17 protein-coding genes are annotated in these 25505 nt (G+C 43.5%); 7 read left to right on the top strand and 10 right to left on the bottom strand.

Annotated elements, in window-relative coordinates; translation table 11 throughout:
- Window positions 1-378 precede the first annotated feature (378 nt).
- The 4 genes from MYF79_RS04905 to MYF79_RS04890 all read left to right on the top strand — a co-directional run bounded on the left by MYF79_RS04905 (window position 379) and on the right by MYF79_RS04890 (window position 5134).
- Window positions 379-1365: a helix-turn-helix transcriptional regulator gene (locus tag MYF79_RS04905; protein WP_247812817.1), complete on the top strand. Its 987-nt coding sequence runs from the start codon at window positions 379-381 to the stop codon at window positions 1363-1365.
- A gap of 498 nt (window positions 1366-1863) precedes the next feature.
- Complete coding sequence (locus MYF79_RS04900) at window positions 1864-2118, top strand: helix-turn-helix domain-containing protein (RefSeq protein WP_247812816.1); 255 nt, start codon at window positions 1864-1866, stop codon at window positions 2116-2118.
- A gap of 47 nt (window positions 2119-2165) precedes the next feature.
- Entirely contained in the window at window positions 2166-2948 is a 783-nt protein-coding gene (locus tag MYF79_RS04895; protein WP_247812815.1) for a hypothetical protein, read from the top strand.
- Between the two features lie 68 nt (window positions 2949-3016).
- Window positions 3017-5134 (top strand): protein kinase/lanthionine synthetase C family protein, encoded by a 2118-nt coding sequence (locus MYF79_RS04890; protein ID WP_247812814.1) that lies wholly within the window; start codon window positions 3017-3019, stop codon window positions 5132-5134.
- Window positions 5135-5251: 117 nt separating this feature from the next.
- Here the strand turns inward: MYF79_RS04890 and MYF79_RS04885 are convergent, their stop codons facing one another.
- The 7 genes from MYF79_RS04885 to MYF79_RS04855 all read right to left on the bottom strand — a co-directional run bounded on the left by MYF79_RS04885 (window position 5252) and on the right by MYF79_RS04855 (window position 15905).
- A complete protein-coding gene (locus tag MYF79_RS04885) occupies window positions 5252-6022 on the bottom strand; it encodes a hypothetical protein (RefSeq protein ID WP_247812813.1) in 771 nt (256 codons plus the stop codon).
- Window positions 6023-6029: 7 nt separating this feature from the next.
- Window positions 6030-6584 (bottom strand): hypothetical protein, encoded by a 555-nt coding sequence (locus MYF79_RS04880; protein ID WP_247812812.1) that lies wholly within the window; start codon window positions 6582-6584, stop codon window positions 6030-6032.
- Window positions 6581-7813, bottom strand: a complete 1233-nt coding sequence (locus tag MYF79_RS04875) for a DUF4221 family protein (protein ID WP_247812811.1) — start codon at window positions 7811-7813, stop codon at window positions 6581-6583. Before MYF79_RS04875 ends, MYF79_RS04880 begins: the two co-directional genes overlap by 4 nt.
- A gap of 73 nt (window positions 7814-7886) precedes the next feature.
- Window positions 7887-8180, bottom strand: a complete 294-nt coding sequence (locus MYF79_RS04870; RefSeq protein ID WP_247812810.1) for a hypothetical protein — start codon at window positions 8178-8180, stop codon at window positions 7887-7889.
- 204 nt (window positions 8181-8384) lie between these two features.
- Window positions 8385-11009, bottom strand: coding sequence for a thioredoxin-like domain-containing protein (locus tag MYF79_RS04865; RefSeq protein WP_247812809.1), 2625 nt, complete (start codon window positions 11007-11009; stop codon window positions 8385-8387).
- Window positions 11010-11138: 129 nt separating this feature from the next.
- Window positions 11139-12578 (bottom strand): RagB/SusD family nutrient uptake outer membrane protein, encoded by a 1440-nt coding sequence (locus MYF79_RS04860; RefSeq protein WP_247812808.1) that lies wholly within the window; start codon window positions 12576-12578, stop codon window positions 11139-11141.
- Between the two features lie 30 nt (window positions 12579-12608).
- Window positions 12609-15905, bottom strand: a complete 3297-nt coding sequence (locus MYF79_RS04855; RefSeq protein WP_247812807.1) for a SusC/RagA family TonB-linked outer membrane protein — start codon at window positions 15903-15905, stop codon at window positions 12609-12611.
- 458 nt (window positions 15906-16363) lie between these two features.
- Between MYF79_RS04855 and MYF79_RS04850 the strand changes: the two genes are divergently transcribed.
- The 3 genes from MYF79_RS04850 to MYF79_RS04840 all read left to right on the top strand — a co-directional run bounded on the left by MYF79_RS04850 (window position 16364) and on the right by MYF79_RS04840 (window position 19492).
- Window positions 16364-16912 (top strand): RNA polymerase sigma factor, encoded by a 549-nt coding sequence (locus MYF79_RS04850; RefSeq protein WP_247812806.1) that lies wholly within the window; start codon window positions 16364-16366, stop codon window positions 16910-16912.
- A 66-nt stretch (window positions 16913-16978) separates the two neighbouring features.
- Entirely contained in the window at window positions 16979-18124 is a 1146-nt protein-coding gene (locus MYF79_RS04845) for a FecR domain-containing protein (RefSeq protein ID WP_247812805.1), read from the top strand.
- A 57-nt stretch (window positions 18125-18181) separates the two neighbouring features.
- Window positions 18182-19492: a DEAD/DEAH box helicase gene (locus MYF79_RS04840; RefSeq protein ID WP_247812804.1), complete on the top strand. Its 1311-nt coding sequence runs from the start codon at window positions 18182-18184 to the stop codon at window positions 19490-19492.
- A 51-nt stretch (window positions 19493-19543) separates the two neighbouring features.
- Here MYF79_RS04840 and MYF79_RS04835 read toward each other — a convergent pair whose 3' ends face one another.
- The 3 genes from MYF79_RS04835 to MYF79_RS04825 all read right to left on the bottom strand — a co-directional run bounded on the left by MYF79_RS04835 (window position 19544) and on the right by MYF79_RS04825 (window position 25475).
- Complete coding sequence (locus MYF79_RS04835; protein WP_247812803.1) at window positions 19544-21058, bottom strand: SusD/RagB family nutrient-binding outer membrane lipoprotein; 1515 nt, start codon at window positions 21056-21058, stop codon at window positions 19544-19546.
- Window positions 21059-21080: 22 nt separating this feature from the next.
- Complete coding sequence (locus MYF79_RS04830; RefSeq protein ID WP_247812802.1) at window positions 21081-24362, bottom strand: SusC/RagA family TonB-linked outer membrane protein; 3282 nt, start codon at window positions 24360-24362, stop codon at window positions 21081-21083.
- A 90-nt stretch (window positions 24363-24452) separates the two neighbouring features.
- The gene (locus MYF79_RS04825; protein WP_247812801.1) at window positions 24453-25475 is read right to left on the bottom strand and encodes an NAD(P)H-dependent glycerol-3-phosphate dehydrogenase; all 1023 of its coding nucleotides are present in this window, start codon (window positions 25473-25475) and stop codon (window positions 24453-24455) included.
- Window positions 25476-25505: the final 30 nt, after the last annotated feature.

The following is a 25505-nucleotide window of genomic DNA, read 5'->3' as shown; positions in this document are numbered from 1 at the left end:
AATCTTTCTCATTGAATAAAGATTTTTTCATTCATAGCTGTTGTTTTAGTTATTGTCCCGGGTAGCGATTCCCGGGACAATTTTTTTTCATTAACATCTCATTCACACTTTTCTTATTTCAACCATCTACATTTGATCATCCAATGTTTAATCCAACGCATCTGCAAAGTGCAGATGTCAAATATTTAACAGGTTGTTTTCTTGTTTTAAGTGAAGAGCCAGGTTGTTTAGCCTGGCTCCTTTTATTCTTAATAATTTCTTAACCTGCTTTTTTTTGCTTTCCTTTTTATTACAGTTAATATTAGTTGTCTATCAATTAGCCCGTATGTTGACCTGAAGCCAAACGAGCCAACATCCCTCAAAGTAAATGTTACCTATATGAACGTGACTATCGAATATGGTATAGTCGGTATTCCTGAGCACCATATTAAAATCACCCACCAGTTGCCCCCACAGTATGCCGCTTACCGTTGTGATTTCGCGGAGCCTGTGCTTGTGACCAGTCCGCCGGTAGATATTATATACCATACAACGGTAGCTGATGGCTCCAGCCTGAGTAATAACATTTTCATCGTAAGAGAGCCTGTGCAACTGTTGCCGAAGGTCCAAGAAGGTCTGAGTGTGGTGTGCTGCATGATAGAAGGCAGTATCAATCTTTCTCATACAGATATGACAACCGTCCCCCTGCTTCAGGGGCAGTATGGCTGCTTTCATATTGTCGGGCCACAACAGGCGGTCCTGCTCAGTCCGGGAATCTACGAAATACAATATTACGGCTTCAGCCGGGACATGCTGGCAATCTATACCCATCATTCCAAACTAGCCAAATTATGGTTATATAAGATGGATATGGGCATGCCCATGCTTCTCACTCCTACCCCGGGGATCATCTGGGAAGGCCTGCATCACCTGAATCATGAGCTGAAATTTTCTGTTGTAAATACGGGCTTACGCAAGACATGGCTATTAGGTAAACTACAGGAGCTGTTAATCCTGATTCTCGAACAACAGGATAATAACACCATATCCTCCTCGCATGATGTGACCTTTAATACTATTAAAACGTTTATCCGTAATAATGTAGACAAGGAACTGACCATCTCCCAATTGGCGGCTACGTACTTTGTCAGTGCATCCAAACTACGGCAAAGCTTTATTAAGTACTGCGGTATGTCGTTTAGCGACTATCAGTTAAAGGTAAGGATGGAAAGAGCCAGAGCCCTGTGTTTGGAGAATGAAGTGAGCATCGCACATATTGCGTATGTACTGGGGTATAAGAACCCATCAGCACTTACCAAGGTGTATAAGAATTATTATGGAGAGACACCTAGTGAGACGAGAAAGAATGGATTAGTAATTAAATAATCTCAACAACAAACGACTGCGGAAATTGCTACTGAGGATAAGTAAATATGCCTCCCCGGATAATTTAGCGAACAATTATTAACCTAACTTTAATATTGCGACAGTATTGTACTCAGCCTATAGACGAATTCAGAACCCAACGAAAGAGCATTTTAACCCTGTTATAGTACCATTGTATATTTCTAACCGGAATAAGTAACAGCTTATGATATTCATGCAAAGCCCACCGGGCAGGGAATAGTATTTCCACCCCGTTAGCCCGCAACATCATCAGACGTTGTTCCTTTTTGTTTAACCATACATTCTTTATATGGTAACCCAGATACCAGATCGCCTTGTAAGGAGGGACGATATAGATCAACATGTATATAGCTATGTTCCAGCCAGCTATCCTGTTATGAGAAAAGCTGTGTAAACGCTGTACTACTAAAATCCCTTTTGAGTTACCATAACTGACCTTCATAAAACCTATTCCATTATAATAATCCAATCAAGCATATGACAATCGACATTTTATATCGCCTGAAACATATAGACAATCTCATTCGCATTAAAGGGACAGGGACTCCTGATCAATTAGCGCACAGGTTAGGCATGTCAAGAAGGAGCCTGTTCGATTATCTGAACCTGATGAAGGAATATGGGGCGCCAATTAAATACTGCTCACAGCGCCAAAGTTACTACTATGAAACAGAAGGTCGTTTTATGGCGATGTGTGCCTTTAAAGAAGAGGCACAAGAACTCACCATGTAAACTGCAATACCAATATTCATCACTGATCTATCAAATATTCTGACCACATGAATATATTACAGGTCCTGAATGCAGCATCAGGTTTATTCCCAGAAAAAGTTACCGTAACATTGATCCACGGAGAGACAGGGCATCATATTGCAACCCATGTACTCAAGTACTCCGAACTGCCTGAAGCATTTAACAAACCAACGATACTGGAGATTGAAAGCATCAAATGGCGGATTGTTAAAGCAGAACATCGAAGGGCTGGTCATTATTTCAAAAGCGCAAGAATTTCACTACATGTTGTTCCCGATGATAGTTTTGAGAGTCGGGGCAGATTCTTCCTGCCTACACTGGCTGCGCTGAATGAGCTTGAAATAACTAACGAACCACCTGCATTTAACGATTTTAATTTACGGATCAAGCGTGAAGACTGGCTCCAATTGGAATTCCTGGCATTTGAAAATATAGCTACTGTTCAAAAAACTGCTGCAATAATAGATTCAATTATAAATACAGCAGATGATGAGAACGCTTTGCTGGGATATTCCATTCAGCACACAAGAGACAACTTATATCATTTACTTGAAATCGATCTCCCCAATTTCTGCTCATTGTTAAACATTAAAGGAAAGGGGAATATTGCTTTATCGAATGGATGTTTCATAAAAAGCGGATTTTCCCTCCAGTCCGAAAATCATATTTATTATGGAATTCAGGATAACGGATTAATCAGAAGGCTTGCACTTGCAACATTTGATTCCGTGGACCAGGAAATTGCCGATGTATTATCAATCTATAAGACATTATTTGTGGATTGGTGCAACGCAAGCGTCCTTACTTGAAAGGGGCCTTTCCAGGTCTTCCAGCAGATTCGATAAAGTCTATTGATAACAATAATTTATTGGTACTTATGCAAATCACGACAATAAAAACAGTCATTCCTTCGCCGGAAATAACTCCTAATCAAAAGGCAAGCAAGAAGAGTGGACAACGAATCGGTTATTACTATGTTATATATAAAAGCCTGAAACAAAGCCAGAAAAATGACGTTGTTAAATGCTTTTATATCAAGGGACTATTAAATTTTGGCCTTTGTGTAATCAAGGAAGGCTCGCCGGGTGATAGCAAAGATAAACATGGAAGAGACATTACAGATCGTCTTAAATGGCAGTACAGACTACATGAAGAATTACAGGGCAAGGTCAGGGTACCAAAGCTGGTCGGCAGTTTTGAGGAAAATGGAAACTATTACCTTGTGGTTGAGACAATCAAAGGTATTTCCTTGAGTAAATTCATCAAATCGACGGGGAAAGACACACGGGAGATGCTTATGACCGGAAGGAAAGGAGCGCATAAGATCATTGATTATATGATACAAATGATTTCATTACTCGACAATCTCCATCAGCAACAAGTAGTACATAGGGATGTAACCCCCGCCAATTTTATGATTATGCCCAATGGCAAATTAGCGTTAATTGATCTGGAACTAAGTTATTCGATTAAGCATCAATATCCTACTCCCGCGTTCACACTTGGCACCTATGGCTACATGTCGCCCGAGCAGATAGCAGTGAACATTCCCACCATCTATGAAGATATTTTTTCTGCCGGAGCCATATTATCGCAGATATTCGGAGGAATACACCCAATGAAACTTACTGAAGGCCCATATGAAGACATTGTAAATCGAATTAACTTCTTCATACCCGACAAACGCCTTGGAGAAGTCATTGCGCAATGCCTCGATCCTATACCAGAGAAGCGGCCAGGCCTCAGCCACATCCGGAGCGAACTGTTAATGTTCCGACAGCATATTAAACGCAACAAAGGCACGTCAACATATCACACCTTCACAAAAGATGACATTCGCAAGGTGGTGCAATCAGGTATCAATGCTTTCTCAACCCCTTTATTCTCAGATGACGAAGGCTGGTTCTCGGCAAATATTGAAACACCGTTCGATGAAAAAAACAAACTATTAAAGGCCCGATACGCCAGTTTTAGCCTCGGTGATAGTGGTATTTTATATACCCTCGCCAAAGCTAAAAGCTCAGGCTTCGACATTTCATGCGTATCTGAGCAGGTGCAAAAGGCGCTGGATAGGATTGAATTAAAATACATTTCAAGACCAGACCAGGCTGCAAGTGGCTTACACAGAGGTGCAGACGGTATCGCGGCCGCATTGAGTGAAGGATATCGCACCCAGCTATTACCGGTATTTCCTATTGAATGGATTGGGAAGTTGCTTGAAAAAGAAAGCCAGGTACATAATTACGCTTCGGGTATCGCAGGCCAGGGATTTGCCAATATGTATTGTAACGAAATCTTAGCTATGCCGGTAACACAAGCCAGGCTCGGGCGATACGCCAGTCGCCTTATCAACGAACAGCAAGATAACGGCAGCTGGGTACGTTCCTATAAAGGCAGAAAGCAAAGAATTACAAAAGGCTACATCAATGGAGTGTCTGGAATTATTCACTTTCTTCTCACGTATGCCCAGCATTATCAAGACACCAATGCACTTGAAGCCGGGAAAAAGGGACTTAACTGGCTCATGAAAAACGCTGTTAGTAAAAATGACATCTTACGATGGAAGTCCGCATCTGGCCAACCACTAGCCGACTGGTTCAGTGAGGGAAGCCCAGGTATCGCGTTATCGTTCATCAAGGGTTATGAGATCACCCGTAATACCATGTATAAAGATGCTGCCATCAAGGCGCTAAATGCTAATCCTATCGAAATAGTCGACGACAATCTAAGCCAGCAGGAAGGCCTAAGCGGCCTTGGAGAAATATACCTGGAAGCATACAAAGTGCTTGAAGATCAATGCTGGCTAAACCGGGCCAGCTGGATTGCACAGGTAGTTATGCAACTCAAAAAGACGCACCCCAAATATGGTAATTACTGGCTCGTTCAGGATGAAAAGCAACCGATAAGCAGTTTTATGACGGGCAATGCAGGCGTCATCCATTTCTTGGTAAGATACTGCAATAATAAGCTGGGACTTCCTCTGATGGTTCCGTAAAACAACAGGGCGTATCAAAAGTATGATACACCCTGGTTTTATTCGGATACCTGATTGAGTAAGGTAGTCCTGTAAGCGATTCTCAGCGCTTATTTTTACTTTTGAGTTCTCCTCTTGTTATCGGAGGCCCAATTCTTCCATCGTCCCATTTGAATCAGCAATACAGAAACTTTCGGGATAAATAAGTAAACCTCTTGATATACCTTCATTTCTGCCAGTGTTGACATTTATCAACTTTCCATTCAAAAAGCAGGTGACACCCGGATATGAGACATTTCCAGCGACAATCAACCTTGCACCGGAACTGCGTAAAACCTCTTCTAACCGGTCAGGAAATTCAGCTGCCAGATCGTAAGGATCCAGTGTACCATGAGTAAAAAGGAAGTCACCAATCCTTTCAGCTACATTTTTTACCCTGAGCCAGCGGTATAACTCACCATTCCCATCATACAACACACATAATCTTTTACCATACTTGCTGGCCCGCATGGCATATCGTGGGTGCTTATCCCGCCAGCCGCCATTTAAATTTTCAAGTTCCTTCTTACCAGGTATAAAATGAACATGCCCTCCTAACTTCTCAGCCTTCTCTTCAAGTGAATAGATCAACCAAAGGCATTCCAGTTTCTTCTCATCAAAACAGTTACCCAATATGACCAATCTCCCATCTTCAAATGTCCACTGGTATTTAGTATTTATGATTCCGTTTTTTATCAAGATTTTCTTTAGGGTATGAAAATCGCCATTGATACCAGAAACAACAAATATCTTACTCCAGGTTGTAAAGTATTCCGGCATTTTAAGCAGCTCCTTTTTCAGAACTATGGAAAAAAATTTGTTGGCATTGCTTTTACCTGGTACCAACATTGATATTTTGGGCCTTTTCATCACTCAATTATTTCTTGGAAAAAAAATCATTCAGATCCTTTCTGACTGTAGCCGGCAAGGCCCCGATTTTTTTAAAAGCCCTGCGTCGAGAGGTATAATAAAAAGTAGGTTTCTTATCATAGAGTAAATATTTACCCGCTTCATTCGTGCTATCGAGAAATAGTTGCCCATTGATAACCGGCAAATCCTTATCGTGTTCCCGAAAATAGCTTCTGAAGGTTTTTCGTCCTCCATAGGTGGAGAGGATAATGAAACGATTAGCGGGAAGATCTTGTGTATGGCTGGAAATACTATCGATCGTCTTATCGCGGCAGGCAGGACAACTTGCATGTAGTGGCAATATAAGAAACCCTAATGAATCCTCCCGTAAGCTATCTGCAATAGTATATTTGGTAAGGGCCAAAAGATTTAAAAAAATGGAATCCTCTTTACCGGGTTCGATTGACAAAGTAGAAGTTGCCTTTTCTCTTTTAAACCTGCTGCAGGAAATGTCAATGCATGCTAATAACAAAAAGATACAGGCGATTCGAAAAAAAGAAGAAGTTGAATTATTTGCTTTCATGTGTTACCTGTTTTACCTGGTTCATGTACTCTTTCCCTATACCTTAGTCGTATATATTTTATCGCATATTCATTCTGCGGTTCCACACGTGCATAAATGGCACCATCGGGTGTAAAGAAAATCGAATTAATAACAATCGGTTCATTAAGCTCCGACTCGCCAATTACGTTCATTGCCTCATCCAAAATAATAATGCTAAGTTTCCTCTGCCTGTTCTTATATTCCTCCAGATTTATCTTTTGCTTACTTATCCGCCAGTATCTTTTGCTGTACGGATCAAAATAGATACTACTATATGCATGTCTAAATGCATATTCAAGAGACCCCTTATCTGTCTCTAATAGTTCCTTTGAAACGGGTGTAATAGGATTGGCCTGAAACGCACTTTTTGCTTTGTAAGCAAAATGCGTCTCCCGCAGGTCGGTTTCATAAATATTTGTATCGGCAGGAAAATTAAAGACAAAATTTCCCCGGTCATTCAAACAGTAATTATAGGCAAGGAAATTATCGCCGTACAGGTTTTCTCTGTAGTTTTTTGGAAGTAAATAGTGAAGACTCGCCTCGCCTCTCACCAAATCAAACGCGTATAGCACTCTCCATTGCCGTAAGGCCTTAAAAGAGACACCGTTTACGTATGGACGGATTCCCGTGTACAAATAACCGTCTTTAAAGACAGGGGGCACTACATTATCAAAATATGCCCATTCATATCGTGGTTCTTCCAAAAAGTCTATCTTCCTCTTTATTCTGCCTTTGCCATCCAGCTGATATAAAGTCATTTGATTCGTCATGAAAATGCTATCAAATGTCTTTACAAAAACAGATGTTTTGTAAGCCCGCTGTTGCTTGAATATATTTTTCAGGGAGATATGCCTTATTATCTTTCTTGAGGCAAACTCGTAAATAACGATAGCCTCAGAGCGACGATCATAAAAAGATATATACTCAGTTCCATGCTCCGCAAATAAGTTAAATGACTTAATATCATTATAGGTATTTTCATCTAATGGAAAATACAGGCTATCACTCGTTACATAAATTTCTGTGGTATAAGAGGCGGGGGCTGTATCCTTAAAGATAGGGTCCGGAAAGGAATAAGAAGAATTACAGCCTGCCATTGCCAACAAAAGGAGAATGGCCCAAAAGGCCTTTTCAAGCGTATACGATCTATACATTTTCATCCAACAAATTCTGGAATTGAGATTCAGATGTGATAATTCTATTGCCATATAGTGAGTTAACTGCCTTGAATAACCATTAAAGCAACCTTGTTAAAGTTGCTTTAATGGTCAACTACCGTGATCAGGCATCCCCAACAGTAGTATTATCACTTTTTGTACCACCGTTCAATGTTGTTCCTGAAGCTGTACCAATGGCGGTGTCGTTGCAGGCGCCTTCGTCGATTACAGCAGTTGGAGTACAAGTCTGTTGAATAACACCACCTACGGCAGCAGTTGTGCTATTTGTAAGGCTACCGTTTTCCAGACGTACTTTATCTGACTTTGAGTGTGAGGGCAATACAGCTGCGGTTACAGCGGAGGCAGCCATTAACACTAATCCCAACAGGGAAATTTTTTGAATTGATAACTTTTGCATAGTACTTTTTTTTAATTATGAACGATATGCACTAATGATCATTTAGTCGCTATACTAAATTACATGGCTCGAATGCAAAAAATTTGCACTATTCCCAGTTGTGCATCTTAGGAATGTAATCCCAAAAAAAGAGCAGTTATCTGTACCAGATAACTGCTCCAATATTATACTACCGAACAAACAATGAAGTGTCAAAAAAAGCTTTCAATTGTAGGATACCGCCTGTTTACGCCCCGTCCCCGCAACACCCTGGCTTCTCTCAAACAAAAATACGCGCTTACCATAATCGTTAACGCGATAAAAATTATTATGCTCGATCAAAAGAGCTTCCGATTTTCCCTCTGCGTGTTTAGTATCTGTATTTATAACCTTACCATCATAATGAACACTAATTGTATCGCTCACAATAGTATGTCCTGTTATAATATTCTTTACACCTAAATTACCCAATACGTCATCTACTAATGCATCTGATGCTTTATAAATTGTGTCCAACCGCCCTTTGATATTATCATACTTTAACTTCATCCCCTGGTCTAAATAATAAGAACGGTACCAGAAAGGGGACAATTTATCGGATACATTATATAAAACATTTACGACGCTATCAGGAGATTTTGATGCGATTTCTGCATTATCGTAATATTGTCGCGCCAACTCGTTTATCTGGGCGATTGAAAGGGGTAAATCATTCACTTCTTTACTTACACCTCCGTGAACGAATAGTTTATCCCCTATCTTCTCAATAATGTTCTTGGTCCTTAGCCATTGGCCGAGTTCGGAATCTTTACCATAAAGCTCTTTATACGATTTTCCCAGGCGAGCAGCATTCTGCTTATACTTTTCTTTTACATAGGACATATTTCCACTCAAATTCATAATCTCATGATTACCCAAAATAAAGTGTACGTATCCTCCCGCATCCCTGGCCTTTCCTTCCAGGGCATATAGCAACCATAAACACTCCGTCACCTGTTCCCCCCGGTCAAATATATCGCCCACGAACACCATATGCCCTTTTCCAAAAGTCCAATTCAGATCATTGTCGATAACATTGTTATTTTTCAATAATCTTATCAATACCTCCAGGTTTCCCTCTATATCTGATAAGGCAAAGATTTTATCAACCGCAGCGAATTCAGACGGCTCAACCTTCAACTGCGGCTTTAATCTGAATCCAAACCTGTTCCCATAATTTATTCCCTGAGTTTCAAGCGTTATGTTATCTTTTCTACCTTGTCTCTTACTTATGACAGATGACCCATGGATAGAGTATGTAATTATTGAATCGTCCTTATAGAAAACGTAAGGCCCATCGATCATTTTCACCAATTCCCTGTTAATCAGATCAATCACTTTCTTCCCATTATCTTCTCTCGGATCTGGTATCGGATTCTCCACGATTCGACCATATGGATCCAACAATACCAGGCTTGGAAAGGATGAAATATTATAAGCCTTCATCATTGGATGATTTATTCCCTTACCACTCGTATACAGGTTGATTCCGGCCCCGGTTGTATATTTCTTTTCATTGAGGCTCTTTAGCCATTTCACCTTTTCATCATCTATAGAAACACTAACCATTTGTACGTCCGGAGATTGTCCGAATTGCTGCTCTATTATGCTTAATGAGGGAGTAAGCTGAGCACAGCCCTTGCAACCGCTAAACCAGAAATCTATTAACGTTACTTTGCCTTTAAACGTTTCCTTTGTCACAGCTTTTCCATTTACATCAGTCAATGTAAACGGAGGTGCATCCATATTCTTCCTCAATTCCCTTGTCTTACTTTCATAGGTCCTAACGTATTGTTTATACTCCTCGTGCCCTGGTTCTGAATAATATTTAGCCAACAACTCTTCGGTTTCCTTAGTAAGCCCTATCTCCTTAAGTGTCTGAGATGTCATTAAGTCAATATAATATTTTTGCAGGGTCAAGCCACTGTAGGTCCGCCTGGCCTGATCATAATATAAGAACCTCCTGGCACTTTGCGATTGTATTACATCAATATCGTTCTTAAACTCAAACTTTCTAAAGACTTCAGCCCGGATAAATGAATAAGACCCTGTAATAAAACCATCAGGCTGTGATCTCATCCAAACCGCCGAGGGCTTGTAGAAACAGGTATCGAAAATTTCACTTAAATTTTTGGACGTTATATGCCACTTTTCAGCATTGGCGCGAAGCGCCCAGAAAAGATCCAGGCGATCTTCCTCAATAGAACTAATAGTCAATGCTTTTATTGCGCGGAAAGCCAGGGGCGTAATTCGTTCCTTATAGATATCCAGCAGGACCAGGGCATTCTCTGTTAACCGGTTTAGTTTTTGGTTCCGCTCTAAAAAAAATCCGGGCGATATTTTATTCACGTAATCAAGGGGTAGTCGTTCTGCGCGTAATAATTTTTTTAGTTTGTATTGCAACTCGAATTTCGAACTGCCCGCGCCTGCAAATAAAAGATTGTCGCCCTTGAAGGCAACTATGATACTATCTCCGGGCTCCGCAATCATATAGATTCTTTGCTTCCTGCTTAAACTACCCAAATAAATGTACATCAAATCGTCAGCCGGTATTGTCCATCCTGCCACTCCATTTTTTATTTTCTGAGCAGAGAATTTCCAAACACGTGGTGGAACCATATATGCAAAGGACGTGTATTGGAGATTTAAAGAATCTGATTTACTTAAGGTATCAACCTGAACATGCAACGAAATGTACCGGTTTAAATTACCAGGCGGATTCCTTTTAACGGAAGGCTTTTTCTGTGCAACGATTGACAAACAATACATCATAAAACAGACAGATAATATACTGTATCTCATTTTTATCATCGTATATTTTTAATTACTTAGTATAGATTTCCCCCCATCAGTGCTACAGGCCTGGCCCCAGGACCATTCACATTACGTTCTGCCAGGCAACGCTCCGGAAGGAAGATGCTTTAATGCCCGGCATCTGACTTAATAACCAGGGTTTTGCTGTAAGCCTGCCGTGGTGACGTCGGAGAGAGGGATCGGGCAGATAGCCCTATTACTGGGAAATGGCAACTCTTTAACAGAGGGATCTGATTCATCTGATCGAAAAACCTTCCTTTGCCATCTGAGGAGATCAAACATCCTATTTCCTTCAAATGCAAATTCTTTTCGCCGTTCCTTATATATTGAGTCCAACAATGAAGCTCCGGTTGCATTAACTGGCAAAGCATATGAGTTAGCCCGCATCCTAATGGCATCCAGATAAAACCTTGCACTATCCTCATTACTTAACTGAGCGTACGCTTCTGCTGCAACCAGATACATCTCTGAAGATCTGAGAACTGTCTGATAGTATGCTATTTCAGGTATGGGAAATCCTTCCACAACTCCCGCTGGATATTTTGTAATGCTCCATGATCCATTGCTTTGATTTACCCAGGCAGATCTTACATCCCTTGCATCTTCCGTCAAAAGACGGACAACATCATCTGTAGGCATAAAAAAGTAACTGGAAGACGAAAAATAGTATGCCGCATAAAGAGATGTATATGTTGCTCCATCATGACCAAACGCCGCAGGGGGGAGCTGGAATAGCGCCTCTTTTTCTTCCAACGTAAATAGCCTGGAAGGATATCCTTCTTCTATTTTCATTGCCGGCACATGGGTAGCCAGACCAGCAGCCAGGTTCTTGGCAGCAGAAAAATCACCTTTTGCAAGCATTATCCGCGCCAATAATGCCATTGCAGCATTTCGGCTGACAAACAAAGTATTTTCCGATACAGCAGGCAACAGTTGTATGGCGCTGCCAAGGTCTTCAATCATTTTTGAATAGACTTCCGCTACTGATGCTCTTGAGATCGTCTGCCTATAATCGGAACTCACAATATAAGGAACACCCAAATGTGATGCATTTGCTGTATAACTAAATGGTTGCGCAAAAGTGTTAACCAGCACAGAATGCACCAGTGCCCTCAATGCGAAAGCCTGTCCTTTAAAATCGTCTGCTCTTGCAGGATTCTGTGATCTGTACTGGTCAATTGTCTCAATAATAAAGTTACAGTCCCTTATTATCCTATAACCACTAAGCCATAACCCGTTAGCATTCTGCGCCCCAACATCGAATCGCAGCATTTGCTCATTATCTGTAAGCTGATTCCAGCTGTAATGCGATGCTAACAGTGATCCGCCTGCCACTGGTTTAATATTATCAGCTACCAGGTCTGGATAAATAATGGTAGCGGCACTATAAAAATTAGAAGACAATTCGATATAAATCCCGTTTAGATATTCACCTGTAGTTGCCAAATCTTTCACATATGCCTGCCGAAGAATAGATGTTTTATCCTGCACATCCAGGAAGTCCTTCCTGCAGGAAACAGTGCCTAGTAAAGCCAGGACCAGGGCTATATGTAAATAATGTCTCATATTCTTAATTTTCCTTGATTTCATAACTTCTTAAAAATTCACGTTTAATCCAGCCGAATAAGATCGCTGCATAGGGTACGCATAGCCTGTGGTTCCTCCGCTATTTACATTGTTCGGATCCTGTCCCGGGTATCTACTCCACAAAGCCAGGTTATATCCCTGAACAAACACTCTTAGCATATTTATATGCAAACGCTCCGTAACTGTTTTAGGGAAACTATATGCGATAGTTGCATTTTGCAGGCGAATATGGTCTCCTGAATACAAATAGCGGCTGGAGGCCCTGCGACCTGCACTGTTGTTCAGTTTCCTTAGCGGGTTACTTGCGATATCACCTTTTCTCCTCCATCGGTCCAATGCCCGGACATCCTGGTTCATGTAGGGAATATACCCGTCCCCCACCATGCGATCGGCATTGTAAATCTGATACCCATACTGATAATAGAAATTCACCGACAACTCTACTCCCTTATAACTGAAACTGTTGGTAACAGACCCAAAACCATCCGGCTGGGGCTTTCCTACAAATTCCCGTTTGGCTGCGTTATAGTCTTCAGTTGGTTTCCCCGTTGAATCAATCCACTGCGGCAACCCATTTTCAGGGTTAACTCCCGCCCATTTCCGGAGGTAGAATGAGTTAAAGTTCTCGCCCTCTTTATTATAAAGTTCAGCTGTAGAAAAGGACTCCGTATTAGTATTTGCTTTTACCAGCAAGTTTTTGTTGGTCGCCCAATTCCCGGCGATACTCCATGTAAAATCCCTCCGCTTGATAATGTCCACCGCAAACGCGAATTCTACTCCCCGGTTTCTCATTTTCCCGATGTTGGCCAATACCTGATAGTAGCCGCTGCTTTGGGGCAGTTGTATAGTATATAGAAGGTCAGAGGTATTACGTTCATAAAAATCGGCTGCAACACTAAACCTGTCATTCAACAGTTTAGCGTCCACACCAGCATCCCAGGTAAAAGTCTGTTCCCAGCGCACGTCCTGGTTCCCCGGCGTTGTTATAGGGAAAACCGCAGTCCCACCATTATACTTACCCGCCTGCAAAGCATCGAACCGTGTCACTGCATTGATAGCACCTGCATTACCCGCAGCCCCTATGCTACCCCGCAGTTTCAGATAACTTATAACAGGAAGCGCTTTCTTCATAAAATGTTCAGAACTTGCTAACCAACCTGCTCCCGCGGACCAGTATAAACCGTAGCGTCTATCGTCTCCAAATCTGGAAGAGCCGTCTGTTCTGGTGCTTGCCGAAAGAAAGTACTTATTCTTAAACCCGTAATTGGCCTGTCCGAAAAACGACTGCAATGTCTCCTTGTTTGTATAACCACTTTGTCTTAACGGAACTACCCCGGGGCTATTTATCTGATCGTAAAAAGGAAACGCCAGACCGGTAACTGCGACCGCTAAGACTTTTTGTGTCCGGATCTGGGCTTCCTGACCTAATAATACACTGATGACATGATCAGCATTAAAAGTCCTCTCAAACCTCAGGATATTTGTTGTGATGATGTTTGCATTGCGGGCATCCCTTTCCTCGATCCTTCCCCCCATTCCATTCAAGCTTATGTCATACAAACGCGGATCGATTTTTTCCTTTGCTTCCGTCATTGTGTAATCCACCCCTAAACTGGAATTCCACTTGAAATATTTTAACAGGCTTACTTCTCCATATACTCTACTTATTCCCCTGTAGGACGTATTATTATATAGGTTGTATTGCATTTCGGCAACCGGATTGGCAAACATGGGACTTGAATACACATTTCCCCATTTATAATTCATAATAAGTGTTCCATCTTGCAACCTTACAGGGTTTAAGGGCGACATCATCATGCTGAGCGGCCCCCCGGCACTTCCATTTAATGCACCCTGATAATCCTGGACATTGTAAGACAAACTCGTATTAATCCCTACCTTCAGCCACTTTTCCGGATAGCTCTCAAAATTGAAACGGACAGATTTCCTGTCGTACCCGGTTTTCCTGACAACACCATTCTGTTTGGTGTATTCGAGATTCAGATAATAATTACTTTTTTCATTCCCTCCGGACATTGACAATTCATTTGAAGTTGTCAATGCATGACTTGAAAAAAGTTCTTTGTTCCAGTCCTGCTCCGGATAAAAACTGGAGTCCCCTGCCGCATTTATCAAATAGGGGAATTTGGTTAACAGGTCTGCCTTAATTGCTGCATCAGTCCAGGAAGCGGGATTCGAGTTCCTGTACGTTTCATACAATAACTCAAGATATTGCCTTTGATTTAAGGGCTTCACCTTTCCCTGTGATCTGGTCGCGATATCAACCTGCGTGCGAAAACTAAATACCGGCTTACCAATTCTCCCTTTTTTCGTTGTGATGACAATTACTCCGTTGCTGGCTCGCGAACCATACAAGGCAATGGCGGATGCATCCTTCAAAACGTTTATGGTTTCAACGTCAGATGTGTTTATTTGGGCCAGGGGATTATTAATTGGGGTTTTGGTACCATCAATGTATATTTGATTTTGGTCTTGTGAAATCGGTATACCGTCTATTATTATTAATGGATTACGAACCGTACTGCCGTTTTGAAAATCGCCGGCAGTGGCTATTCCCCTTAATACAAAGTTACTTACACCTCCACCGGGTTGTCCTGTTCCGCTTGTAACCAGCAATCCAGGAACGAGTCCCTGTAAACTTTTATCAAAACTTCTATTAGGCAATGTTTGGATCTCCTCTCCCTTCACAATTGAGATGGCTCCTGTCAATGCCCGCTGCGTTGATGTTCCATATGCCGTCACTACCGTCTCGTCTAAATTGTTATCTCCCGGCTTCAGCTGTACCCTTACACTCGCCCGTCCATCCAACGCTACTTCCGCCATTATGAAACCGGTATAACTCACCTGTATCACATCGTCCGCACCCGCGCGACTTAATGTGAACATCCCATTAGCTTTTGTCGCGGTCCCTAACCGGGTGCCCTTTACACGCACAGTAGCGCCCGGCAATGGCGCACCTTTGTCATCTGTTACTATACCACTTACGCTTATCACCATCACAGTATCCTTCTTTCTCTCCCCAACAATCGACCGGATAAATATCTTATCCCTGTTCCCTTTCACATACTCATACGTCAACCCCAGTGGCGGCAACATTTCTGCTAACGCTTCTTCAACCGGCGTCGCAACAAACTTAACACCAACAAGCTGACTTATATTCAGATCGCCGAAAAACAATACAACTCCGGTTTGTTTCTCAATAACATTAAACACGTCTCTCAATGAAATATGGCTGTTCGTAATAGTCACATTACGACCAGGTTGCGCACTCTTCTGTGCATGCAAGTAAATACAGGGAAGTAACAGCCAAAGCAAGGCCATTAAGCTACGCCTCGCATAGCAGTGAGTAAAGTTTTGTTGCATAAGGACAAGACTAAAAATGGTTAGTTAATTACAACTACAGTCACCTGACGTTTTATTGGTAATGAATTTTAGGTAAGACATAGCTGATACCCTTTATACCCGTAATGATTATAAACACCAGTCATTGGGTGAGTCGTTGTGCTAAAAAAATCTGTCAGGGAGGCCGGCTATTCTCTGAACCCCTTGAAAAATGTGGGACTCCGGGCTATGTTAACTGATTATTAAGAAAAAAAACCAAAGAAACTGTGTAAATTAAAGCATCATAATGTCAGGACTCGCAACAATAAATTAATGGAAAATGCTATGATATTAACTTAAAGGGGGCTAAGTTTACACGTGCTTTTACCATATTAATTTCACACCTGAACTTTTCAGCCAGCATGCACATCGATGCGAATGAAGAACTGCTGTTAAAAGAGCTGAAATCCGGAGACATAAAGGCTTACAAAACGATATATATGCGTTTTGAAAAACCATTGCTGTTTGAAGCAAATCGGCTTCTTGGCAATTTGGAAGAAGCCAAAGACGTAGTCCAGGATTTTTTTATCGACTTTTTTGAGAAACAGCGATATAAGAACATACATACAAATCTGAAGGGTTACCTGTTCATGTCCATAAGATATAACTGCATGCTGATCTTAAAGCGGCAGAAAAGCCTGCATAAGACAATACAGGAGTACTTTAACTTTCAGGAAGAGCCAACCGTACACCTGGAGGAAGAACAGGAACCAAGCATTTACGATTTGATAGACAAAAAAGTGAACGATATTTTACAATGTATGCCAGCACAGAGAAGCAAAGCATTCCAACTCTACGTATTACAGGGACTGAAAAGAAAAGAAGTAGCCAATGTCATGGGGCTCAGCGACAATACAGTGAAAACACATCTTGCCACTGCTATTAAAACAATTCGGGAAAAATTGTTATAATCTCATATTATTATCTCACCCATTTGGAGAGCAAGATACTCTTATACTTGAATTAATAATCACTCGATGGAATTAGACAGGGACCATATTCATCAACTGATGAATGAAAAGGTGATGGGGGTTATTAGCGAAACTGATGAGCAACACCTTCAAAATGCATTAAAAGAGTATCCGGAACTACAAGCCGAATTAGATAAGCTCGAACTGGAATACACTAGCTGGTTAGATCAGCCTGCCATAAAGCAAATAAACAGTGAAGCCGCTTTCGCTTTAATAGAGGATGAACTGATACGAAGAAAACAACTTCGTAAAAAGAGATGGATTACCTATAGTGCCCTTTCTGTAGCAGCGACTGTGGTACTACTTATATTCTTTGTATATCCTCTTTTTATAAACCAATCCGGCAGATCAAGTTCAGTGCCCAAATTGACGTTTAACAGAACTCTTCAACTGCAATTGTCAAACGGAGAAATAATAGATCTCTCAACCAAACAAAACAGTATTACGCTGAATAGTGGCACTCAACTCAACAATACCAACAAGGCACTGACATATACCATCAATGGCAATACAGCATCAGAAGAACAGGTAAATAACCTATGGATACCTCCAGGCATGGATTATCACATCAAGTTATCTGATGGCACCCTCGTGTTTCTAAACAGTGCTACAAGTCTTAAATTCCCATTCAATTTTACCGGCAACACCAGAGAGATTACCGTGGACGGAGAAGCTTACCTGCAAGTTGCCAAAGATCCTAACCGACCTTTTATACTTCACACCCGCAACGGCAGTGTACATGTACTGGGCACTACATTTAATGTGAACACCTACGACTCAGGGACAGTAAGAGTTTCCCTGGTAGACGGCGCTGTTTCTTTCGAATCTGCTGATAAAAAGACAATCCTTCGACCGGGCCAGGCTATTACCTATATCGAAACGGAAGGAGCTACGGTATCCGCTTTAAATGAAAATGAGTTGCTCTGGATCAGGGGACGATATAAGCTGGATAATATTCCCATGAAAGAAATTACTAAGGTGTTACCCCGCTGGTATGGAGTACAGGTGGTAATCGACAACCAGGAAATAGCTGAAAAACGCTTTACAGGAACTATACTGAAATCAGAGCCCATCCAGGAGTTTCTCGACGCAATTAAGTTAACTACCGGAGCGGAATCTTACTATAAAAATGGCGTTTTACATATCCACTGATAACACGGAAACCCGTCAATCTCATCTCTCCCCGAAGAATTCCGTACTTTTGCCCCAATGCAAAAATACGCTAACATACTCTCCGCCTTCAAAATCGACGCGCTCAACGAAATGCAGCTCGCGAGTATTGAAGCCAATCAACAGGCTGACAACGTAATTCTCCTTTCCAATACCGGCTCTGGAAAAACCCTTGGTTTCCTCCTCCCCGTACTGGAAGGCCTCGATAAAAATACGCCCGGCACCCAGGCACTCGTCATCGCTCCTTCCCGCGAACTGGCCATACAGATCGAAAAAGTCTGGAAGACCATGAGCACAGGGTACAAAGTAACCTGCTGTTATGGCGGACATCTGAGAGAAACTGAAGAAAACAACCTCCTCGAGGCGCCTGCATTGATAGTGGGTACGCCGGGCAGACTGGGGGATCACATCCGCAGGGAAAATATCAAAACAGCTGGTATCACAACTTTGGTATTGGATGAATTTGACAAATCACTGGAGCTCGGCTTCCAGGAAGAGATCGAATTCATCATCGAATCCTTGCCCAACCTGAAAAAACGTATCCTGACCTCAGCTACAGAAACGGTAGACATTCCCGATTTTGTTGGACTACAAGATCCGGTAAAACTGAACTTCCTGACAGAAGAAAAGTCTGAAGCACTGGCTATTCAATATGTAGAGAGCGAAGACAAGGATAAAATAGACACCCTGTTCAGGCTCATCTGCCACCTGGGCAACCGTTCAACGATCGTCTTCTGTAACCACAGAGAAGCAGTTGAACGGACAAATGGCCTGTTGAAAGACAAAGGCCTGACAACAGTATTCTACCACGGCGCCATGGAACAACAGGAAAGAGACGCTGCATTGTGCAAGTTCCGGAACGGCACTTCGAATATACTTGTCACTACTGACCTGGCCGCCCGCGGACTGGACATTCCGAACATCAGGTATATTGTCCATTACCACCTGCCACATACAGCTGAGACATATACCCACCGTAATGGCCGTACCGCCAGAATGGACGCCAGTGGTACCGCTATCCTGATCATCGGACCAGATGAAAAAATGCCGGCCTATGTAGAAGAAGAAGTAACAAAAATTACACTGGAAGACAATTACGAACTGCCGGAAAAACCAAAATGGACCACCTTCTTCATCGGCGCCGGCAAAAAGGACAAAGTGAACAAGGTTGACATCGTCGGCTTCCTCACCAACAGAGGACAGCTAAAAAAAGAAGATGTGGGCCTCATTGAAGTAAAAGACTTCTTCTCCTTCGTAGCCATCCGTAAAAGCAAGGCCGCTCACACGCTTGCACTCATCCAGAAAGAAAAGATCAAGAATAAAAAAGTCAAGATCGACGTAGCGAAATAAAAAATCCGGCCGCTCACTAACAAGTGAACGGCCGGACAATGCAAAAAGAAATCATTTCGCGATCCACGGGCGCGTGTTCTGGTCATCCGCACCCTGCCGTTCAACGGCTTTGGTACGGTTAGTGCCATTCAATGATTGCTCTTTCTGAGGATAAATAAATCTTACAGGCACCTTGCCATTATTCAGGTTGGAAGGTCCCGGAACAATTTCCGGCATCCCCGTCCGTCTCCAGTCAAACCATGCTTCCAGCCCGTTGAAGTAATAAGCGATCCATTTCTGCAATGCGATCTTGGCCAGTTTCTCCGCCTGACTGCCGGTATAGGCTACAGCCGCCTGCGTCAGGTAGTTGGCAGGCATGGTCACATCAATGCCATATTGAGATGGCACGATGCTCTTCCAGTAATTGAAGTTAGCAGTAATACCATTGGCGTAATAAGTAGCAGCATCTCCGGTATTTATCATATTACGCTCTCTTGCTTCTGCCAGTGTAAACTGCAACTCAGCATAGGTCATGAGTAAGGCTCTTGGCGCTGCGGGGTCTGGTGGAGCCTGGCCAATGTCATTACATACCAGGCAGGCAAAGGTATAACCCACCCTTGAGACGCTTTGTACACCACCGTTATAGTTCAACGCGTCAGCGTCGCTCAGTCCGTTAGGAATACCGGCAATTACCGGATTACCCTCTGCAACTGATTTCTGCGTAGGACGGCCAAACACTTTCAGACGGGTATCGCCCAATGCTGTCAGACGGTCAACCAAGGTCTTACTTACCCTGAACTCATCAAATGAACCTACACGGGCAGTATACATCGGCCATTGGTTAGGCGCTGCGGAGAGGTATTTCAATTCCGCATTGTCTTCATTCCCGGTAAATACAGGATAGGTAGCAGGATCAGCAACAATACCGGCCATTTCCGTACTTACATCCTTCTGCTTTGACAAACGCAGCAGGTAGCGCAAGCGTAGTGTGTTTGCCAGTTTACGCCATTTCGCGATTGCATTAGCGCCACCACCATACAGGACATCTCCCTCCAGGTTAGGTGTGGCCTTTGCCAGCACAGTATTGGCCAGCTTCAGGTCTTTCAGGATACCTGCATAGATGTCTTCCTGCTTGTCATACTCCGGCTGATAAATGCCTTCCAGTTTTGCCCTTCCTGCCTGTGAAAAAGGCACATCACCATAAGCATCTGTTACCTGGGCAAACATCCAGGACTTCAGCACCAGGGCAACGCCCAGGTAAGGGTTTGTGGAGTCAGTACCTACCGCCGTAAAGATGTTCTGCAGGTTACGATAGTTATTATACACCGCGTCCCAGGTACCATTCTGTTCTCCCCAGAGATAACGGTCTTCATTCACAAACTGGATCTTCGCATGATGCTGCGCAACGATATTACCAATGCCCCAGGCGGAGTTCACCTGCTGATTCATCATATTCCTGATCACACCACTCAGCAGCAGGTCCGGCGTTACGTTAGTGGGGCTGTTCTCGTTCGTGTTCGTCTCACTGAAATCATGCGTGCAGGCAGATAAAAGGCCGGCCAGTAAAAATATCTTTAAGAATTTCATAATTGCTTGTTTTGGATGATCATCATAATTTGAAGCTCAGGTTCACACCATAACTACGGCTGCTCGGTAAACTCATGTATTCAATACCTGGCAATGCAGTTCCTCCGGAATAGGACATTACCTCAGGATCTACGTGTGGTACGTTATCCCACAGGAAGAGATTACGGCCCACCAGCGATACGTTCATACCTTTAATGATCCCCTTTTTGAAAGAACCCGGGAAAGAATAACCGATCTGCAATTCACGCAGCTTCACAAAAGAAGCATCGTACATTACTCCCTCGGCTATATTACGGCCTCCGGTCCAGGCACTGTGCCATTCGCGCACACCCACCTTGGTAGTATTCTGAACGAAAGCACCATCTGCAGTCTGTACTACGCCATTACCAATTACGCCATTACCCGGCTTACTCATGTCGTAACCGTCTGCCCGGCCTTCCAGCGTCTCTTTAATGATCCCCCCTTCACGACCTACTGTCTGTGTATGGGAATACAGCTTACCACCGTGACGGATATCGAACAGCGCACTCAGTTTTACACCTTTGTAAGTGAAACTATTGCCAACACCCATTAACCAATCGGGGTTATAGTTACCTAACCTGATCCTTTCCGTAGTAGCTACCGGGCGACCATTTGCCGCGAATACCATCTGACCGGTGAACTTACCGCTTGGATCATAATACGCTGCCTTCGGATCTGAGCTTTGGACTCTTGCGAAACCAATACCATAGAGATCTCCCATACGCTCTCCTACCCTCGCTTCTACAGATACGCTCCTGTCTGCCATTACATAGTTCTTCAGACCATCAGTCAGTTCAATGACTTTACTACGGTTAGCAGAGAAGTTCACGTAAGCATCCCAGGCGAAGTCTTTGGTCTTCACAGGTGTAACGTTCAGCATCACTTCCCAGCCATTGTTACGGATAGAACCGGCATTGATCACACGTCTTTCGTAACCGCTGGTATTAGACAGCGGAATATTGAGGATCTGGTTCTTTGTATTACTTTGATAATAGGTCACATCCAAACCGATCCTGTTGTGCAGGAAGCGGATATCTGCACCAAATTCAAATGCAGAACTGATCTCTGGTTTCAGATTCAGGTTAGATAAACGGTTAGTCTCTTCATATACCTGGTATGCGCCATACGGATCGCTACGGTTGAAGGTTTGTGTAAATGCAAAAGGATCGGTGTCATTACCCACCTGCGCAAAGCTGGCCCTTAATTTAGCAAAGCTGATCACAGCCGGCAGTTTTACCATATCACTGATAATACCGCTCAATGCTACAGAAGAATAGAAATAAGAATTCTGCTCATCACCGAAAGCCTTCAGATCTTCCGGCAGGGTCAGGGCGCTACTCCAGTCGTTACGGCCGGTTACGTCCAGGAACAACCTGTTCTTATAGGAAACACCTGCTGATCCATAGAAACTGTTGATGCGTTTACCAACATTGTTCTGGTTATTGACCAGTGCAATCCTGGCGTTGGTCAGACGATAGATACCAGGAAGATTCAATTGTCCTGCTACGTCTTCATTGAAGCGGGAAGTCTGGCGCATCTGGTTACCACCCAAAGTGGCATTCACAGAGAAGTTACTGTTGATCTCCTTATCCGCCGTGAACAGGAAATCTGTGTTACGCTCCTGGTTAATGATGTTCACCTCGCGGTACTCACCAAATGGGAAACGCTGGGTACTGAATGCCCTGCGGTATTCCCTTCGCTCGCTGCTCCAGTCTGTAGCAGTACGTACCTGCAGGTTCAGCCAGTTAGTCAGGTCGTATCTTAAGATGATATTCCCGATGATACGGTCATAATACTGACCATTGGTATTCTGGTAAACGGTGAAATATGGGTTATCGTGATAATTGTAGTTCCAGTTGTACTGCTGCTTGCCTTCCAGGCCACGCTGCCAGAGGCGTTTCAGATCGCTTACACGCACTGAGGCGGGCAACCAGCAGTTGAACAGGTACATGATGCTTTCTGTACCATAGCTGATAGAAGGACGGTTATCGCTTTCTCCTTTGATATAACTTACAAAAGCCCTTGCGGTGAACTTTGGCGTCAGGTGATAACCTGCAGAGAAACTGGTGGTATGCCTGTCAAGACCAGTATTTGGTACGATACCCTTCTGATGCAGGTTGGTATAACTCAGACGGAAATCACCGTTATCATTACCGCCTACCAGGGCTACATTATTGGTAATAGTATTGCCGGTTTGCAGGAAGTTCTTCAGGTTATCATTGTCAGGCTCCCATTTGGAAGGCGTGATCGCGCTACCTGCCGGCGCATTCATATCACCACCGGTAAAAGGAATGGGTTGACCATTCAGGGTACGGGGAGAATTGAACTGCGGGAAGAGCTGTCCTTTGAATGCTGGTCCCCAGCCTTCGTCAGTACCATCGGATGCACCAGCACCAGCGCCGTTTACGAAGGCAAAATCCTTACCGCTGGCATTACCCTGGCCATATGTCTTCTGATACTCAGGTAGCTTTAAGGCCGATTCAAAAGTAACGTTACTGTTCACTTCCACACCCAGCCCTTTCTGTTTACGGCCCGATTTGGTTTTGATCATTACAACACCGTTTGCGGCACGAGAACCGTACAACGCAGCAGCGGCAGGGCCTTTCAGTACGCTCATGCTTTCCACATCATCAGGATTGATAAAGCTGGCGCCATTACCGAAATCCACTTCGGTATTGTTACTGCCAGATCCACCGTTAATGGCATTGCTGATAGGAACGCCATCCACTACGTACAGCGGCTGGTTCTTATTCAAATCTACCGAACGCTCGCCACGGATGGATACCCTTGCCGAGCCGCCTACTCCCGACGGGCTGCCGATCACCGTTACACCAGCCACTTTGCCGGCCAGCTGGTTCACGACATTGGATTCTCTGGCCACGGTCAGGTCTTCACCTTTCACTTCCTGTAAGGCGTATCCCAGCTTTTTACGTTCTTTTTTGATGCCCAGGGCGGTTACAACAACCTCCCCCAGGCCCCTGGTATCTGTAGCCAGTACGATACTGGCCGCAGCGCTACCTTTTACTTCCTGCGTAGTGAAGCCAATACTGCTGATAATAAGGATGTCTTCATTGCCGGCGGAGAGGCTGAAATTGCCGGCATTGTCTGTAATTGTTTTCTTGTTCCCCCCTTTAACTTGAATAGTGGCGCCAGGTAATGGTTGACGGTCATCTCCGGATATTACTTTCCCGGTGATGACCTGCTGGGCCATCGCACCAAAGGAAAATAAAAGGAGGAAAATACCTGCAAGAAATGTCTTCAGGCGCAGACTGGTTGCGGTCATAGCAGAATATCGGTTTTAGTAAGTTGATAAATCTGCTGCGAAGGTTACAATCCAATCTTATCGAGGCTTTAACAAAGAGTTAACAATCAGTTAAATAAATCCCTTCTCCAGGGAGAGGAAGACCTCCCGTGGATTTAAATGTTGCCATAGCATTGTATAAACTGCCTGAGCCACAGGCATATAGGCGCCGACCTCCATGTTCATTTCAAATAAACACTTGCTGGCATAATATCCTTCGGCCACCATATTTAATTCCAGTTGGGCCGCTTTTACAGAATACCCTTTACCGATCATATTGCCGAAAGTGCGGTTACGGCTGTGGAGGGAATAACAGGTTACCAACAGATCGCCCAGATAAGCGCTCGCGTTATAATTATGGGTGCCTGCTTCTGTATGGTCTTTGCCATAGGCATCGAGGAACTGCTGCATTTCCCGGAAGCAGTTGGTGATATATACACTCAGGAAATTGTCTCCGTATTCCAGGCCATGGGCAATACCTGCGCCCATTGCATAAATATTCTTCAGCACTGCCGCCAGCTGCACACCGATCACATCACGGTTCACGATTGTCTGCAGGTAACTGTTGGTGAACATATCTGCTATGCCCTGTGCTGACTTTTCCTGCTGCCCGGAAAAGGTCAGGTAAGACAGCTTTTCATTCGCTACTTCTTCCGCATGACAAGGGCCCGTGATCGCAAAGTACTGCTCCAGTGGAAAATCGAACATTTCAGACAGGTAATCATTGATCAACAGGTTGCTGCCCGGCACCAGTCCTTTTACCGCGGAAACGATCTTCTTACCTTTCAGCGCCTCCGGCGACAACTGCAGCATCACTTCTTCCAGGAAAGCAGAAGGTACTGCCAGCACCAGTACATCACTGGCGGCAACGACCTGTTCCAGGTTGCTGCTCAGGTCTACCAAAGTGGTATCAAAATATACTGAAGTGAGATAATGCCTGTTATGATGACGCAGCTGCATATAACGGATCGTATCTTCATTCCTGATCCACCAGGAGATCCTGTTCCCATTATCCGTTAAAATCTTGGCCAACGCTGTTGCCCAACTGCCGCTACCGATAATACCTGCTTTCACGTATCTGTCTTTTTCACGCAAAGTAAGGAATTTACAGGCTAATATTACCAT

It is taken from the genome of Chitinophaga filiformis (assembly GCF_023100805.1).
Classification (GTDB): Bacteria; Bacteroidota; Bacteroidia; order Chitinophagales; family Chitinophagaceae; genus Chitinophaga; species Chitinophaga filiformis_B.
Note: the sequence above shows the minus strand (reverse complement) of the source record. Positions and strands in the feature narration are given on the sequence as shown.

What these genes read in the sequence shown, in the direction of transcription:
- MYF79_RS04860 (WP_247812808.1), bottom strand. Translation starts at nt 12,578, where the DNA reads ATGAGACATTATTTACATATAGCCCTGGTCCTGGCTTTACTAGGCACT.
- MYF79_RS04890 (WP_247812814.1), top strand. Translation starts at nt 3,017, where the DNA reads ATGCAAATCACGACAATAAAAACAGTCATTCCTTCGCCGGAAATAACT.
- MYF79_RS04850 (WP_247812806.1), top strand. Translation starts at nt 16,364, where the DNA reads ATGCACATCGATGCGAATGAAGAACTGCTGTTAAAAGAGCTGAAATCC.
- MYF79_RS04895 (WP_247812815.1), top strand. Translation starts at nt 2,166, where the DNA reads ATGAATATATTACAGGTCCTGAATGCAGCATCAGGTTTATTCCCAGAA.
- MYF79_RS04880 (WP_247812812.1), bottom strand. Translation starts at nt 6,584, where the DNA reads ATGAAAGCAAATAATTCAACTTCTTCTTTTTTTCGAATCGCCTGTATC.
- MYF79_RS04835 (WP_247812803.1), bottom strand. Translation starts at nt 21,058, where the DNA reads ATGAAATTCTTAAAGATATTTTTACTGGCCGGCCTTTTATCTGCCTGC.
- MYF79_RS04865 (WP_247812809.1), bottom strand. Translation starts at nt 11,009, where the DNA reads ATGATAAAAATGAGATACAGTATATTATCTGTCTGTTTTATGATGTAT.
- MYF79_RS04840 (WP_247812804.1), top strand. Translation starts at nt 18,182, where the DNA reads ATGCAAAAATACGCTAACATACTCTCCGCCTTCAAAATCGACGCGCTC.
- MYF79_RS04870 (WP_247812810.1), bottom strand. Translation starts at nt 8,180, where the DNA reads ATGCAAAAGTTATCAATTCAAAAAATTTCCCTGTTGGGATTAGTGTTA.
- MYF79_RS04830 (WP_247812802.1), bottom strand. Translation starts at nt 24,362, where the DNA reads ATGACCGCAACCAGTCTGCGCCTGAAGACATTTCTTGCAGGTATTTTC.
- MYF79_RS04900 (WP_247812816.1), top strand. Translation starts at nt 1,864, where the DNA reads ATGACAATCGACATTTTATATCGCCTGAAACATATAGACAATCTCATT.
- MYF79_RS04875 (WP_247812811.1), bottom strand. Translation starts at nt 7,813, where the DNA reads ATGGCAATAGAATTATCACATCTGAATCTCAATTCCAGAATTTGTTGG.
- MYF79_RS04885 (WP_247812813.1), bottom strand. Translation starts at nt 6,022, where the DNA reads ATGAAAAGGCCCAAAATATCAATGTTGGTACCAGGTAAAAGCAATGCC.
- MYF79_RS04905 (WP_247812817.1), top strand. Translation starts at nt 379, where the DNA reads ATGAACGTGACTATCGAATATGGTATAGTCGGTATTCCTGAGCACCAT.
- MYF79_RS04845 (WP_247812805.1), top strand. Translation starts at nt 16,979, where the DNA reads ATGGAATTAGACAGGGACCATATTCATCAACTGATGAATGAAAAGGTG.